Annotated in this window: 12 protein-coding genes; 7 read left to right on the top strand and 5 right to left on the bottom strand. The window is 61.3% G+C overall.

Features of this window, described 5'->3' with window-relative positions; all coding sequences use genetic code 11:
* Position 1: 1 nt before the first annotated feature.
* From ABH944_RS17680 to ABH944_RS17670, 3 genes are all read right to left on the bottom strand, one after another.
* The gene (locus tag ABH944_RS17680) at positions 2-664 is read right to left on the bottom strand and encodes an amino acid ABC transporter permease (protein WP_404607829.1); all 663 of its coding nucleotides are present in this window, start codon (positions 662-664) and stop codon (positions 2-4) included.
* Positions 665-689: 25 nt separating this feature from the next.
* Positions 690-1,547 carry a transporter substrate-binding domain-containing protein gene (locus ABH944_RS17675; RefSeq protein ID WP_404607828.1) on the bottom strand — a complete coding sequence of 286 codons (858 nt, stop codon included), beginning with the start codon at positions 1,545-1,547 and terminating at the stop codon, positions 690-692.
* A 349-nt stretch (positions 1,548-1,896) separates the two neighbouring features.
* On the bottom strand, positions 1,897-3,021 hold the full coding sequence (locus ABH944_RS17670) for an ABC transporter ATP-binding protein (RefSeq protein WP_404607826.1): 1,125 nt from the start codon (positions 3,019-3,021) through the stop codon (positions 1,897-1,899).
* Positions 3,022-3,376: 355 nt separating this feature from the next.
* Here ABH944_RS17670 and ABH944_RS17665 point away from each other — a divergent pair, with 355 nt between their 5' ends.
* The 7 genes from ABH944_RS17665 (at position 3,377) to ABH944_RS17635 (ending at position 11,786) form a co-directional block, all read left to right on the top strand.
* A complete protein-coding gene (locus tag ABH944_RS17665; RefSeq protein ID WP_404607825.1) occupies positions 3,377-4,729 on the top strand; it encodes an ABC transporter substrate-binding protein in 1,353 nt (450 codons plus the stop codon).
* A 73-nt stretch (positions 4,730-4,802) separates the two neighbouring features.
* Entirely contained in the window at positions 4,803-5,741 is a 939-nt protein-coding gene (locus ABH944_RS17660) for a carbohydrate ABC transporter permease (RefSeq protein WP_404607823.1), read from the top strand.
* Positions 5,738-6,634: a carbohydrate ABC transporter permease gene (locus ABH944_RS17655; protein ID WP_404607821.1), complete on the top strand. Its 897-nt coding sequence runs from the start codon at positions 5,738-5,740 to the stop codon at positions 6,632-6,634. The genes ABH944_RS17660 and ABH944_RS17655 overlap by 4 nt, the downstream gene beginning before the upstream one ends.
* A gap of 45 nt (positions 6,635-6,679) precedes the next feature.
* Positions 6,680-7,672 carry a sugar-binding transcriptional regulator gene (locus ABH944_RS17650; protein WP_404607819.1) on the top strand — a complete coding sequence of 331 codons (993 nt, stop codon included), beginning with the start codon at positions 6,680-6,682 and terminating at the stop codon, positions 7,670-7,672.
* Between the two features lie 7 nt (positions 7,673-7,679).
* Complete coding sequence (locus ABH944_RS17645) at positions 7,680-8,432, top strand: SDR family oxidoreductase (protein ID WP_404659433.1); 753 nt, start codon at positions 7,680-7,682, stop codon at positions 8,430-8,432.
* A gap of 37 nt (positions 8,433-8,469) precedes the next feature.
* Entirely contained in the window at positions 8,470-9,504 is a 1,035-nt protein-coding gene (locus ABH944_RS17640; protein WP_404607816.1) for an NAD(P)-dependent alcohol dehydrogenase, read from the top strand.
* Positions 9,505-9,833: 329 nt separating this feature from the next.
* Entirely contained in the window at positions 9,834-11,786 is a 1,953-nt protein-coding gene (locus ABH944_RS17635) for a PhoX family protein (RefSeq protein ID WP_404607815.1), read from the top strand.
* A gap of 9 nt (positions 11,787-11,795) precedes the next feature.
* Here the strand turns inward: ABH944_RS17635 and ABH944_RS17630 are convergent, their stop codons facing one another.
* Both ABH944_RS17630 and ABH944_RS17625 read right to left on the bottom strand, forming a co-directional pair.
* Positions 11,796-13,226 (bottom strand): cytochrome-c peroxidase, encoded by a 1,431-nt coding sequence (locus ABH944_RS17630; protein ID WP_404607814.1) that lies wholly within the window; start codon positions 13,224-13,226, stop codon positions 11,796-11,798.
* Positions 13,227-13,343: 117 nt separating this feature from the next.
* Positions 13,344-15,035 (bottom strand): phospholipase C, encoded by a 1,692-nt coding sequence (locus tag ABH944_RS17625; protein ID WP_404607813.1) that lies wholly within the window; start codon positions 15,033-15,035, stop codon positions 13,344-13,346.
* Positions 15,036-15,206: the final 171 nt, after the last annotated feature.

The raw sequence follows: 15,206 nt of genomic DNA, 5'->3' as shown, positions 1-15,206 counted from the left end.
CTCAGGCCCGTCGCGCCACGCGCCGTTCGATACCCCGCCCGGCAAGCGACAGCAGCGAAGTGATCGCGAGATAGAAGCAGGCCGCGAGCGTGTAAACCTCGAGTGGCCGGTAACTGACCGAAGACAATTGCTGCCCGACGCGCATCAGGTCCGTGACCGCAATCACCGACACCACTGCTGATGCCTTCACTATGTCGATCATCTCCGACACCAGCGCCGGCAGCGTCAACGCGACGACCTGCGGAATCTCCACATGCCACAAGGTCTGGCGGCGCGTGAGATTGAAAGTCTGCGCGGCTTCGATCTGCCCGCGCGGAATCGCGCGAAAACCCGTGCCCAGGATCTGCGACTGATACGCCGCTGTATTCATCGACAAACCCACTGCCGCCGCGACCACGCCGGGGATGGCCCACCCGAGTCCCGAGGGCACGTAGTAGAACACCAGCAATTGCGCGAGCACCGGCGTGCCGCGAAAGAGGCTCACATAGACCCGCGCAGCAGAGGCGAGCGTGCGGCTTTTGCTCGCGGACATCATGTAGATGAAGATGCCGGCAAAGAAGCCGCACGCCACCGCGACCGCTGACAGACATAGCGTCGTGATCGCGCCGTCCAGCAGTTGCGGCATATAGCCGAGACAACGCGCGAGGAGATCGGGTGGGTTCATATCGGTCGATGCGGTTTGACGCTGCTTACATCGACGGTTCGGGCATGGCGTCGGCGGGGACGTCCATGGTCGTGCCGAACCACTTCATCTGCAGTGCCTTCATGGTGCCGTCATGATTTGCGCGGGCAATGGCGTCGCTGACGAGCTTGAGCAGCGTTGCGCTGTCCGCGTCCTTGCGCGCGACCCACGCGAAATAGCTCTTCGGTCCAATGCTTTGCGGCAATACGGTGAACACGCCCGGACGGGATTTCAGCAAGGGTCCAAGATTCGCGACCGATTGCGCGACCGCGTCCAGGCGGCCGACCGCCAGGTCCGCATAAGCCTCGTCGAACGCGACGTATTGCTTGATCTGCTTGATGCCAGGACCGCCGGCGGCCTTCAGGTTCTTGTCGAGCGCGATGAGCGCCTGCAACTGCGCCGAGCCCGTTTGCGATCCGACGATCTTGCCGTTCAGGTCGTTGGGCGACTTGATGGACGCTTCATTCGAACGCACCAGGACGCCTGCGGTTGCATCGGCAATGGGTAATGTAAACGCGAAGTGGCTGGCCCGATCCTTGTTGACGGTGACGGCGGTGATCACCATGTCAAAACGCTTGGCGTCGAGGCCCGGGAGCAAGCCCTGGAATGGCAGGTCGAGCTGCTTGAGCTTCACGTCGGGCAACGACTTCAGCACGTATTGCAGCAGGTCAGCGTCATATCCCACGATCTTGCCGTTCTCAACGGATTCGAACGGCGCATAACGCGCCTCCGTGCCCACCGTGATTTCCTTGTTCGCCTTGACGCGGTCAAGCAGGTCGCCGCTTTGCGCGTGACCCGGAATTGACGCGCACAGCGCAAGCGCGCCGGTCATCGACAAGACAAACCTGTGAAGTGACTTATGCATGATGCTCCCGTGCGGCCATGCCGCAAAGAGGGGTTAGCGAATGTATTCAAGTTACTTGAATGAAATTCACTATGCATGAAGTGTGCCACATGAAAAGGACTTGTGGCGAGATGTTTTGGTCTGGCCGGCATGCACTGAAGTGGGATTTAAACGCATTCAGGCACCGATAAAGTGCCGCCATGCACAAGAGAACGGCAGGAGGGCCGTCTATGTGAACGAGAGAGGGAAGGGAGGCGGCGACGTCTCGCCGATCACCGTCTGAAGTGCGTTTATCAACGCGCACCGAGGCTGGATGCCCCGGGTTTATCGAAGCGCGAGGAAGCGACGGGGCTCGCGGGCCCCAAGGGTATCAAGCTGCAGCCGCGCTTGCTTCCACGGTCTGCAAACGCTTCAGTGCTTCGCCATTTTCACGGAACAGATGCGCATGCCGCACGCCGAAAGCGGCGTCGATGGATTGTCCGTCGACCGTCGTCGATTCACCGGATCCTTTCACCTGAATCGTTGTGTCGTTGTCCAGGTTCACATGCAGCAGCGTTTCGCCGCCGAGATGCTCGACGACCGAAACCTTCCCCGTCAGCTTCCCTTGCGCACCGCTTGACGAGGATTCCGACAGATGCTCGGGGCGGATGCCGAAGGTCAGTTTGTCGCCCGCCTTCACGCCGTCCGCACTGAACGGCAGCATGATCGGCGTGCCGCCAGGCAAGCCGATCGTCACGCCCATTGCGTCTGCACGCTGTACCGTAACCGGCAGGAAATTCATCTTCGGCGAGCCGATGAACCCCGCCACAAACCGGTTCACCGGCGTTCTGTAAAGCTCCAGCGGCGAGCCTACCTGTTCGACCTTGCCCTGGTTCAGCACGACAATGCGATCGGCCATGGTCATGGCTTCGGTCTGGTCATGCGTGACATAGATCATCGTTGCGTTGAGCTGCTTGTGCAGCTTGATGAGCTCGAGCCGCATCTGTACGCGCAACGCGGCATCGAGATTGGACAGTGGTTCGTCGAAGAGAAACACCTTCGGTTCGCGCACGATCGAACGTCCAATCGCGACCCGCTGGCGCTGTCCGCCGGACAACGCGCGAGGCTTGCGTTCAAGCAATTGTTCGATCTGCAGGATCTGCGCCGCGCGCTGCACAAGCTCCTTGATCTGCGCTTCAGGTAGTTTGATCATCCGCAGTCCGAACGCAATGTTTTCGTAGACCGACATATGCGGATACAGCGCGTACGACTGGAACACCATGGCCACGCCGCGTTGCGATGGCTCGAGGTCCGTCACGTCTTCACCGCCGATCAGTACCTGTCCGGAATCGCTGCGTTCCAGACCCGCGATGGTGCGCAGCAGCGTGGACTTGCCGCAACCGGAAGGTCCGACGAACACCATGAATTCACGGTCGGTCACCGCTATGTCCACGCTCTTCAACACCTCCGTACCGGCGAACGCCTTGCGGATCTGGTGCAATTGAACTGCACTCATGCATGTCTCCTTCTGATGCTCGCGCCGTGGCCGGCGACAAGCAATGGAACGGGCGTTGGCGCGTGGCTTCGCCTTGCGACGCAGCATGCAACGCCTTGGCTAATTTGTTCTTGACAACCTGTTCGTGTCCAAATATACAATTGTAAAACTGAAATTACAAGTGAAACGAAGCCGAGAAAGCCGGACAGTAAGCGCGGGCCGTCAAGCCGGGTCGGTGGAAACGAAGCAGCGAAGCAACGATATGGCAGGGCCATCATGAAAGTAATAGGCGTTGGCCGCGAGGAGCCGCTCTGAGCAGCTCAGCCGGCCTTGATTGCTATTGGGCATTTTAAGAAGAACCTCCCAGGAGACAGGCATGAAGAAGCGTTACACGCAGGCCGGCGCATTCGTAGTACTGAGCGTTACGGCATCCTTGCTCGCGGTATCGAATGCGTCCGCCTGGACGCTGAAGGAAGCGGCACAGCCCTATTCGGGTACCACCATCAAGGCCGTTTTCCTTGACCGGCCCGGCTACAAGGCGGCCTCGGCACTGATCCCGCAATTCGAGAAGGAGACCGGTATCAAGGTGCGTACGGAAGTAGTCCCGTACGAGAATACCCGCGAGAAGGAAGTGCTCAACTTCGTGGGCGGAGGGGACCAGGACATCGTGCTGGTGGACGTGGTGTGGATCGGTGAATTCGCGAGCAACAAGTGGCTCGTGCCAATCAAGACCTTCACGGACAACCCCAAGCTGGCCGACCCGAAGCTCAACCTGCCCGGCTTTTTCCAGATCCTGCTCGACTCGTTCGGCACCTGGGACAAGACCACGTACGGCTTGCCCTTCGATAACTACTCGGGCCTGATGTTCTACAACAAGTGCATGTTGAAGGACGCGGGTTTCAACGAGCCGCCGAAGACCTGGGACGAACTGCTCAATGTCTATGCGCCCAAGCTGACCAAGCCCGACAAGAATCAGTTCGCGTTCGCGCTGCAGTCGCGTCGTGGAGAAACCCAGTCCGCCGATAGCTTCATGCGCATGCTCTGGCCCAACGGCGGCTCGCTGCTCGATGCCAAATTCAAGTCGAACCTGATGTCACCGCAATCGCAGGCGGGCCTTGAATACCGGCAGAAGCTGATGAAATACATGCCACCGGGCATTGTCGACTATGACCACGCGGAATCCGTGAACGCACTGGCGCAAGGGCAGGTCGCGATGATCACCGAGTGGTCCGCCTTCTACCCAACGTTGACGGACCCGAGCAAGTCGAAGATCGGCAACTGTCTCGCCATTACGACCGAACCCAAGGGGCCGGCAGGACTGAAGCCGGCGCTCGGTGGTTTCTCGCTGGCGGTGAATGCGAAGTCGAATGCGAAGAAGCAGGCGGCGTCGTGGCTATTTATCCAGTGGATCACGTCCGAGGAGATGGCGAAGCCGTATCTGGATGCGGGTGGTGTCAGCGGCCGCATGGCGGTCTACAAGGACCCGGCGGTGCAGGAGAAATTTCCGTTCGTGAAGCCGATGGTGGAATCGTGGCAGGGCGGTGTGCCCGACTACCGGCCGCGTTTCCCGGAATGGCCTGCAGTGTCTGAAGTGATCGGTGAATGGGGCAGCAAGATCATGCTCGGCCAGGTGTCGGTGAAGGACGGCGCCAAGACGATTGGCGACAAGACGGAAGAGATCCTGAGCAAGGCGGGCTACTACGACGGCAAGAAGCCTTTGCTGAAGTAAAACCGGTGCAACGGGGCGGGACCAACGCCGCCTCGCTGCGCACCCGGACAGGACAACCCCGCGGAGAAGATTCATGCTCAAGACCACGGTTCCCCCAGCGACCGGCGCGATGCGGCCGCGACCGCGGGCACGCTTTCGCTTCATACCGCGTTCGCCCGCGTTCTGGTTTCTGTTTCCGGCGGTCGCGGCGCTGGCGATCATCGGCATCTATCCGCTGCTGCTCGCGGTCTACAACTCGTTTCACCAGTACAAGCTCGCCGATCTCGCTGCGGGCACGCCGTTCATCGGGCTCGATAACTACATTGCCACGCTCACCGATCCCTCGTTCTGGGGCGCACTCGGCCGCACGGTGGTGTTCCTGTGCCTGACCCTGCCTATCGAGGTTGCGTTCGGCATGTTCGCCGCGTTGATGCTGCATCGCACCGGCTTACCGTGGCTTCGTGTTGCCGCGCGGGTCGGCCTGGTCATTCCGATGGCGACAACCTACGCCGTGGTCGGCCTGATCGGACGGCTGATCTTCAACCGTCAGTTCGGGGTGGTCAACTATCTGCTAAGCCTGTTCGGCATTGCGCCGCTCGACTGGCTGGCGGACCCCACGCTCGCATTCGTCTCCGTGATGATCATGGACATCTGGCAATGGACGCCGTTCTGCGCGCTGATCCTGCTGGCCGGCCTCTCGATGGTGCCGAAGGAAGCGGAGGAAGCCGCACGCCTTGAGACGCCGAAGTGGAGCAAGATCCTGTGGCACCTGCAGCGGCCGTATCTGCTGCCGGGCCTGACGGCCATCCTGATCCTGCGTTCGGCCGACATGCTCAAGATGTTCGACGCGGTCTTCACCATGACGCGCGGCGGCCCGGGTACGGCGACGGAATTCATCAGCATCTATATCCAGCGTGTCGGTTTCCGCCTCTTCGATCAAGGCATGGCGTCCGCCCAGGCGGTCTTGCTGCTGATCCTGACGATCGTGCTGTCGCGGCTTTATATTCGTTTTGTTTATCGGGAGGCCGTGTGAACACATCAACGGATACCGCCGCTACCCTGGACCAGTCCGCCAAGCCCTTGTCGGCGCGTGCGCGCCGTGCGAGAAATGCGCGGCGGCGGGCTACAGGCTGGCATTTCATCGGACTGCTGATCGTATTCCTTACCTCGGTGTTTCCGTTCTACTGGATGGTCACGACCAGTCTCAAGAGCCAGGCGGACGCGCTCGCCGTGCCGCCTGTCTGGGTATTCACGCCTACGCTGAGCCACTATATTGATGCGCTGTTCGAGCACGACGTCGCGAACAGCTTGCTGAATTCGCTGATCGTGGCGAGCAGCGCAACCTTCCTGTCGCTCCTGCTTGGCACGCCGGCCGCTTACGCGCTTGCACGCTTCGAGTTTCGCGGCAAGGAGGACCTCTGGTTCTGGTTCATCTCGAACCGCATGGTGAGTCCCGTCGTGCTGGCGGTGCCGTTTTTCCTGATCGCCACCAAGCTGGATATTGTCGATACGCATATCGTTCTGATCCTGCTGTACCTGACGTTCTCCCTGCCTATCGTCGTATGGATCTGCACTGACCAGTTTCGCAGCATTCCCGTTGAACTCGATGAAGCCGCGCGCCTGGACGGCGCATCGCCGTGGCGTATTTTCTGGCGCATCAATCTGCCGCTGGCCATGCCCGGCATTGTTGTCTCGGCAATCTTCGCGTTCATCTTTTCTTGGAACGACCTGCTGTATGCGCTGGTCCTCACCCGCACCGACGCCATCACGTCGCCGGTTGCGGCAACCAGCTACATGAGCGGGTACGAATTGCCGTGGGGCGAAATCATGGCGACAGGGACGCTGATCGTGCTGCCTATGGTTGTGTTTGCGCTCGCAGTGTCGGGCCGGTTGGTGCAGGGGCTTACCATGGGTGCGGTGAAATGACGGGTGAGCCACGATCCGTCCGCCCCAACCGAAATTAAGAAGCTCATGAATAAACCCACACCGACCGCCGTTCCCCCGCTTGCGGAACCCTCCGCTGATTCGTCCGTCGATCCCGAGGAGGAGTTGCAGGCGCGGGTGGCCTGGCATTACTACGTCGGCAATCTTACGCAGCAGGAGATCGCCCAGCGTATTGGCAGCAACCGGGTGCGGGTCAACCGGCTGCTGGCCGCAAGCCGTGAATCGGGCATGGTGCAGATCACCATCAACAACCGGCTCGCGCCGTGCGTGGCGCTGGAGGAAGCGCTGATGAAACGCTTCGGCCTGGAGGCCGCGGTGGTTGTGCCAACCGGCGCGGACACCGACGCCAACATGGCCGCGCTCGGCATTGGCGCGGCGAATTACCTGTCGCGGCAGATCGAGGCAGGTCAGACGATCGGACTCGGGTGGGGGCGCACCATTCGCGCCGTGCTGCGGGCGCTGCCGCAGCGCTCATATGGACCGGTATCGGCGGTGTCGTTGCAGGGCGGGCTGTCGCATTGCCCGAGCATCAACACCTTCGACATCGTGTCCGACTTCGCCAATCTATGTCAGGCGGATGGGTTCCTGTTCGCCGCACCGATCTATGTGAGCAGCCAGAAAGTGCGCGACATGCTGCTGCAGGAGGACGCGGTGCGCGAGACCTACGAACGCGCGCGCCAATCCGACATGGCGCTGCTGACATGCGGCGACCTGACCGAGTCGCTGGTCGTGACCTACGGCATCAATGATCCCGAGCAAGTGCGTACGCTGGAAAAAGCCGGTGCAGTGGGCGACATGCTCGGGCATTTCATGGATGCCGACGGAGAAGCAATCGATCACCCGCTGAATCGCCGCACGGTGGCGATCACGCTGGACGACCTGCGCAAGATCGGACGCGTCGTGCTGGTCAGCGGCGGCGCGAAGAAATTTGTCGTTACGCGAGCGGCGCTGCGCGGCCGTTATCCGTCGGTGCTCGTCACCGACGAAGACACGGCACAGCGTCTTTGCGATGAACCCTGAGAAAGCGATGAACGTGGACCGCAATCGTGAATTTGCCGGCAGGACGGTGCTCATCACCGGGGCGGGCAAGGGCATAGGCTACGCAACCGCGCTCCTGATGGCGGAGCGCGGCGCACACGTGGTTGCGTTGAGCCGGTCGCAGACGGACCTTGATGCGTTGAGCACGACAATTCCTTGCAAGACGATCACCGTCGATCTCGCCGATGCCGCCGCCACGCTCGCAGCGGCACAGCAAGTATGCGAGGCGCAGCCGGTCGATCTGCTGGTGAACTGTGCGGGTATCGTGGAACTTGAACCGTTTCTCGAGGCATCCGTTGCCTCATTCGATCTCACCATGGCGGTCAATGTGCGCGCCGCGATGATCATCGCGCAGGAATATGCGCGCGGTGCAATTGCGCGGGGCACGGGCGGCGCGATCGTCAGCGTGTCGAGTATCGCGGCGCAGGTCGGTACGCCGTTGCATGCTGCGTATTGCGCGTCCAAGGCGGCGCTCGACGCGCTGACCCGCGTGATGGCGGTCGAGCTTGGCGTGCATGGTATTCGCGTCAACACGGTCAATCCGGTCGTCACCCTGACGCCGATGGCGGAGAAGGTCTGGAGCGAGCCGGCGAAATCCGCGCCCATGCTTGCCCGCATTCCGCTGCAACGATTCGTGCAGCCCGACGAAGTGGCGCGCGCGATCGCCTACCTGCTCAGCCGCGACTCGAGCATGGTCAACGGCGTAAGCCTTGCTGTGGACGGTGGTTTCCAGGCCGGCTGATTTCACAACTCTTACTCACTAGCAGAGGGCTTCAATCATGGAAGCACTGGTTCTCGAAGAGGCGCGCCGCATCAGCTTGCGCCCGTTCACGTTGCCGCAAGTGGTCGGTGCGCGCGACGTGCGTATTCGCATCAACACGGTCGGCATTTGCGGCAGCGACATTCACTATTACCAGCATGGCCGGATCGGGCCGTTCGTTGTCAATGAGCCGATGGTCCTGGGTCACGAAGCGGCGGGAACCGTGATCCAGACCGGCGATGAAGTGAAGCACCTGAAAGTTGGCGATCGTGTCTGCATGGAACCCGGCGTACCCGACATGGAGTCGCGCGCATCGCGCGAAGGCATGTACAACCTTGACCCGAGCGTGCGTTTCTGGGCCACTCCACCGGTGCATGGTTGCCTGACGCCGTTTGTCGTGCATCCGGCGGCGTTCACGTTCAAGCTGCCGGACAACGTGAGTTTTGCGGAAGGCGCGATTGTCGAACCGCTGGCTATTGGCATGCAGGCGGCCACGAAAGCGACGATAAAACCGGGGGATGTGGCGGTTGTTCTCGGTGCCGGCACGATCGGCATGATGTGTGCGCTGGCCGCGCTCGCGGGGGGATGCAGCCGCGCGATCGTGTGCGATCTCGTGCCGGAAAAGCTTGCGTTGATTGGCGGCGTGCAGGGCGTGACCGCAGTCAATATCCGCGACCAGCGTGTACAGGACGTGGTGTCGGAGCTCACCGGCGGCTGGGGCGCGAACGTTGTGTTCGAAGCCAGCGGCAACGAAAAGGCATTCGACGGCATTGTCGACCTGCTGTGCCCGGGTGGTTGCCTCGTGCTGGTCGGGATGCCGCAAAAGGCCGTGCCTATCGATATTGTCGCGATGCAGATCAAGGAAGTACGGGTTGAGTCCGTGTTCCGTTACGCCAACATGTTCCCGCGTGCGATCCAGTTGATTGCCTCGGGCCGTCTCGACGTCAAGCCGTTCATCTCGCGCTCGTTTGCTTTCGCGGACGGCATCAAGGCGTTCGAGGAAGCCGCCAGCGGCAACCCCTCCGACGTAAAAGTGCAGATCGTTCTGGAATAGCGGGGCGTTTTAACCTGAGCTCTGATTCAGGTCCATTGCTCAAGCAATGGACCTTCATGGCCTCCTCCAGAATCGCCGCGCGCTAATCGCAGCGTTCCCATCGCAGCAATTCTCCTTCTGATAACGCGTTGCGCCCGATGTCCCGCCGGCCGTCAAACCGTGTCCGCAATATCTTCCATATTCAATACTATTTAATGTCATATAGCTTTCATTCATGAAACTTACAATTAGCCTTCGCCGCGTACCCCTCAACTCATGACTCATGCGCCCAGGCGTTTCAATGACAGGGTGCGCTGGCCCCCACCCAACAGAAAACCGGACCAGACGACATGCAAGAGCAGCCCAACGTATCGCGCCGTAAAGCCCTCAAACTGCTCGTGACCGCGCCCATGCTGCCTCTAGGCGCGTTCTCCATCTCCACGCTGGCGGGCTGCGGTGGCGACAGCGCGACCACACCGGTCACGTCGGCATCGTTCAAGTCCGCTTCATTCGCTTCAATGGCCGCGCCGACTCTCTCGGACACGGCCGCCATGGCGACCACCACGGTCCGCTCTTCGCTCACGGTGACCTACACCGACGGCACGACCCAAGCGTACAAGCTCGCCTACGAGCCGTTCTTCGTGACAGGCGACATGGTGCCGAACGGCAGCGGCGGCACGACGCTCGCGGGTGGTTATTACGACATCAACAACCAGCCGATCATCGACAAATCGGTGTCCGGCAAGGAGCGCCAGTTCTTCTCGGATTGCCCGGACGGCACCTCGCTGCTCTCGCTCGCGAAACCCACGGTTGCCGGTATCAAGGGAAAGGCTGTATTCGCAGTCGTCCAGTTCGAATATGCGACGCGTGACCAGAGCCTTGCATCGGCGTATGGACAGTTGCCTTCGCCTATTGCCGTCCTGACGCTCGACCAGGATCAGACGACCGGCAAACTCACGCTCGTGAAGTATCACAACGTGGATACGTCGAAGGCGAATGGCCTGTGGATCACGTGCGGCGCGAGCCTGTCGCCGTGGAACACGCACCTGTCGAGCGAGGAGTACGAGCCGGACGCCACGACCATGGCGGCCAACAGCCAGTTCAAGGCGTTCAGCACGAGTCTCTATGGCGACGCGACCCGCGCGAACCCGTACAACTACGGTCACCTCCCGGAAGTCACGGTGAACCCGGACGGCACGGGCACGATCAAGAAACACTACAACCTCGGACGCATTTCGCACGAACTGGTGCAGGTGATGCCGGACAAACGCACCGTCATGATGGGCGACGACGCGACCAACGGCGGCCTCTTCATGCTCATCGCGGATCGTGCGGAGGACTTGTCGTCGGGCACGCTGTATGTGGCGAAATGGGCGCAGACATCGTCAGCGGGTGCGGGCTCGGCCAACCTGACCTGGATCAGGATTGGCAGCGCGACGAGTGCAGAGATCGAAGCAATGGCAGCTAGGCTGAAAGCGTCGGACATCATGGACGTGAGCACGAAGGACCCGCTCGACGCGAGCTTCACGAAGATCAATTTCAACGGCACGTTCAACTGGATCCGCATCAAGCCGGGCATGGAGAAGGCGGCGGCGTTCCTGGAGACGCATCGTTACGCTGCCTATATTGGCGGGAGCATGGGCTTTACGAAGCTCGAAGGCACGACGATCAACGCGAAGGACAAGATCGTGTACACCGCCATGTCGCGCGTCGAGAAGTCGATGGTCAAGGGCAACGTGGCATCCACAGACGTGGCCGTCGACAAGACCATCAACGCCGGTGCGGTCTATGCGTTGAACCTGAAAGCGGGGCAGCGGGATACGAGCGGGTCGGTGATCAACAGCGAATGGGTTCCGGTCGACATGGCCGCGCCGGCCGCGCTGACAGGCGAAGACCTCTCAACGCCCGATGCGATCGGCAATACCGCGAACGCAAGCAAGATCGCGAACCCGGACAACCTGAAGTTCTCGGAGAAGCTGCGCACGCTCTTCATTGGCGAAGATTCGGGCATGCACGTGAACAACTTCCTGTGGGCCTGCAACGTGGACACGCAGACGCTGTCGCGCGTGCTGTCGTGTCCGGCCGGTGCGGAATCGACCGGCCTTCACGCGGTTGACGAGATCAACGGCTGGACCTACATCACGAGCAACTTCCAGCACGCGGGCGACTGGGAGAGCCCCGTCCACGACAAGGTGAAGGTCGCGCTGGACCCGCTCGTGCGGGCCAACTTCAAGGACCGTTTCGGCGCCACGGTCGGTTACCTGACCGCGGACGCCTCAAGCATCAAGCTCGTCAAAAGCTGATCGAGCGGATCAGCTTCCCTTGTTGTAACCGTCGGTCAGGGTATGCAGGAACGCAATGATGTCCTTCATCTCCTGATCGGTCATCGCGGGCTTGTCGCCGAACTTGCGGTCGAACGGTGCGTCCGTCACGTCGACGTTCGCGTGGAATTGCGGCGGCAGGTCGTCGTACTTGTTGACCTTGCCGTCGGCGCCCTTCGGATAGAACTTCTGCGGCGCGGTATTGCGGTCGTTGTAGAACGCCATGACGTCGTCGAGCGAATGATAGACGCCGTTATGGAAGAACACTTGCCGTGTAGCGGAGTTCCGGAGCGTGGGCGTGAGGAACATGCCGCAATACTGCGTCTGGTCCTTTATGTCGTCACGGAACGGCCCGCACACACCCATGTCATAGAACTTCGGATTGTGATTGACAGCAAGCGTGGTGTTGCGCGGTACGCCGAGCGCCTCGTACTGGTAGTCGGTGAACATCGGCGGGATGCCGTCCGAACTGGGCTTGGACAAATGGCAGCCGGCGCAGTTGGCCTTGTCGGGATCGTTGAAGAGGCGCAGGCCGTGCAACTCCGCTTGCGAGAGCCGCGCCTTGCCTTCGAGCCAGTAATCGTACTTGCTCGTGTACGGATGAAACGACTGCTCTTCAATCTGGTAGCGCGCGATCGCGAACATGGCCTCGGAGACGGTGAGCTGCGTGCTCTGGAAAATATAAGGGCCGAACAACTTGGTGAAGTCGTCCTTGTAAGGCCTGCGCTGCAATTTCGCGGCGACATCGGCTTCGCTGGTGTTGGCCATTTCCACGGGGTTGAGCATCGGGCCGGACGCTTGTGCCTGCAGCGTATCGGCGCGGCCGTCCCAGAAGAAACCGCCTTGCGGCACCATGGCCGGCGCTGCGGGCGCTACGCCCGCGTTCTTTTGCGCCTTGGCGGTTCCGGCGGCCTGCGAGGCGAGGGCGGCGAAATCGGGCGGAGCTTCGGCTTCACCGGCATCGGGTCCAATGCTGAAGTTAGGCTGCAGATACAAATACATCAGGGAAGGCGGCGGACGGTAGCCTTCCAGATTCATATGCGGTCCGCCCAGCTGCACGGAAAGTTTGTTTGGCGGTCCGTAGGCGTGGTCCGGGCTGTGACAGGACGCGCAGGACTGTTTCCCGGATCCGGACAGCGACTCGTCGAAGAAAATCTTCTGGCCGAGTTGCGCGACCGCGCTCAACGGCGCGACCGGGGGGCGGGAGAGGACAACAGGATTCGGATTGGCACCCGTCAAATCTTCCACGATGGCGCCCACGCGGGCCGGTACTTGCGAGGGGAAGGCGACGGCCCATGCGCTGAATCCGGCGGCGCCGAGAACCACCGCGGCGATGCATCCGAGCAAGATGTGTTTCGGGCGGGGGAAGCGGGGTTTCTCACCTGCGGCGGGCGTTACCGGGGGTATGACGGTGTGCGACATGTTAACCAGGAAGCAGAGGCAGCATTGAAAAAACGCCGCCGGCCAGTTGCCCGGCGGCGACGCAGCAAGAACCTTACCGCCCGCGTCAGTGATCCGACGCGGGCGTTCAGGCAACAATCAGAGGGTGGGAACAACCGATGCGACCGGCGTACCCAGGTTCGGATCGACGAACAGCGTCGGGTTGTTGCCCGAACCGCTGAAGTTGAACAGGCCGTTGATGCTGCCGGCCGTTGCGTCGAACGAACCGCCACCGAGACGCGTACCGTTGAGCCAGTTGTCTTCAATGAAGCGAACCACCGAAGCCTGGTTGATCAGCGTGTGGTCCACGTAGTTCACCTTGGCCCACGGCGAGATCACGACGAACGGAATACGCGTGCCCGGACCGCAGCGGCCATTGACCGGCGCGCCCTTCACACCCAGCGGAGCCGTACCCGTGCCGCACGTGCCGGCGCCATTCACCTGGTCGGCAACTGCGTCGAACGACGACGAGTTCGGCACTGCGTAGGCATGGTCGTACCAGCCGTCCGAGTCATCCCACGCCACGATCACAGCGGTGGTTGCCCAGTCCGGCTGCTGCTGCAGGAAGTTGACGATATTCGCCGTGAAAGCCTGCTCGTCGAGCGGATCCGAATACCCTGCGTGGCCATCCTGGAACGCCGGCGCCTTGATGAAGCTGACGGACGGATAGTTGCCGGCCTTGACCGAGGCGAAGAAGTCTTCGGTGTCGTACTGATGGTTTGCCGGTTCCGGCGTCTTGCCATCCGCTTCAAGCGACAAGCCGATCACTGCCGTCGAGCTCGGACGTGCGTGCGTCGGGTTGGCCGTCGATGCGAAGTACTGGAACCAGTTGTGGTGCGGGACATAGTCGGCAGTTGCCGCACCGACCACCGGCGACAACGTGCTGCGCTTGCAACCCGTCGTGCCGTTGGCGTTCACGAGCGACAAGTTGAAGCCACCCATGAAGCCGCCCCACGAGATGTTCTGGGCGTTCAGCAAGTCACCAATGTTCTTGGCTGTCATCAGCGCCGTGTCGGTCGTGCTCGAGCAGGTGTCGTTGGCCGGATCAACGTCGTTGATCAGCGTGAAGCCGCCCTGGCCGTCGTTCACGTAGTACGAACCCGTGTTCGTTGCGGTGACGGGGCCGCCCGCGCTCGACTTGACGATCTGCAGGCCGTTGGTCTGGCCCGAGACGACTTCGAGTGCGCCCGGCGTGGACGGACCGTAGGTGGCCGTGTACGCGTTGTCGCTCATTGCGAAGTGCTGCGCGTAGTTCCAGAGCGCGCCGACCGTGTTGCCGTCGAAGTAGCCCATGACCTGGCCTGCGGTACCGAATGCACCTGCGCCGCCTGACGTGCCCTTACCCGTGTACTTCGGGAAGAGGTCGGCTGCGCCGTTGTCGTAGGCGTGTTGTTCCGGCGTGTACGAGTGGTTCTGGTCGGCCGTCGCGGCTTGCGTGCGGTCCAGGCGGAACGGATTGGCTGCGCCCGTGCCGTTGGCCTGGTTCGTGAAGTTCGGGTTCGCCGTCAACAACGTGCCGCTAAGGCCATTCGCTGCCGGCGTGCCCGCTGCCGGCGTGAACGCCGGCTCGCCTGCCGGGTTCGCTGCGTTCGGATAGGTAGCGAAGTAGTGATCGAACGAAACGTTCTCGTTATAGATCACGACTACGTGCTTGATGGGGGTAGCTGTCGCGATCCGGTTCTGGATGGATTGCGACGAACTGGGATTGCTGTTGTTGCCACCGCCGCAGGCGTACAGGCCTATAGCAATTGCTGCAGTGGGTACGCCAACCATTAAGGCTCGACGAAACATGTGTGAAGCTCCCGATGTCGTTGTTTGTTTCAGTGCTTGTGTGGCCGCTTGGCCTTTTGGGGACGGGTGCGGACTAGGATGCGGACTGTTCAAAGACCTTTCTTTCGATCCGAGCGCATTGGAACACTTGCGTATGAACCCTAAAAGACGGTCTGCTTTCGCTGTGGTTAC

The organism is Caballeronia udeis (genome assembly GCF_044909315.1).
Taxonomy (GTDB): Bacteria; Pseudomonadota; Gammaproteobacteria; order Burkholderiales; family Burkholderiaceae; genus Caballeronia; species Caballeronia udeis_A.
Note: the sequence above shows the minus strand (reverse complement) of the source record. Positions and strands in the feature narration are given on the sequence as shown.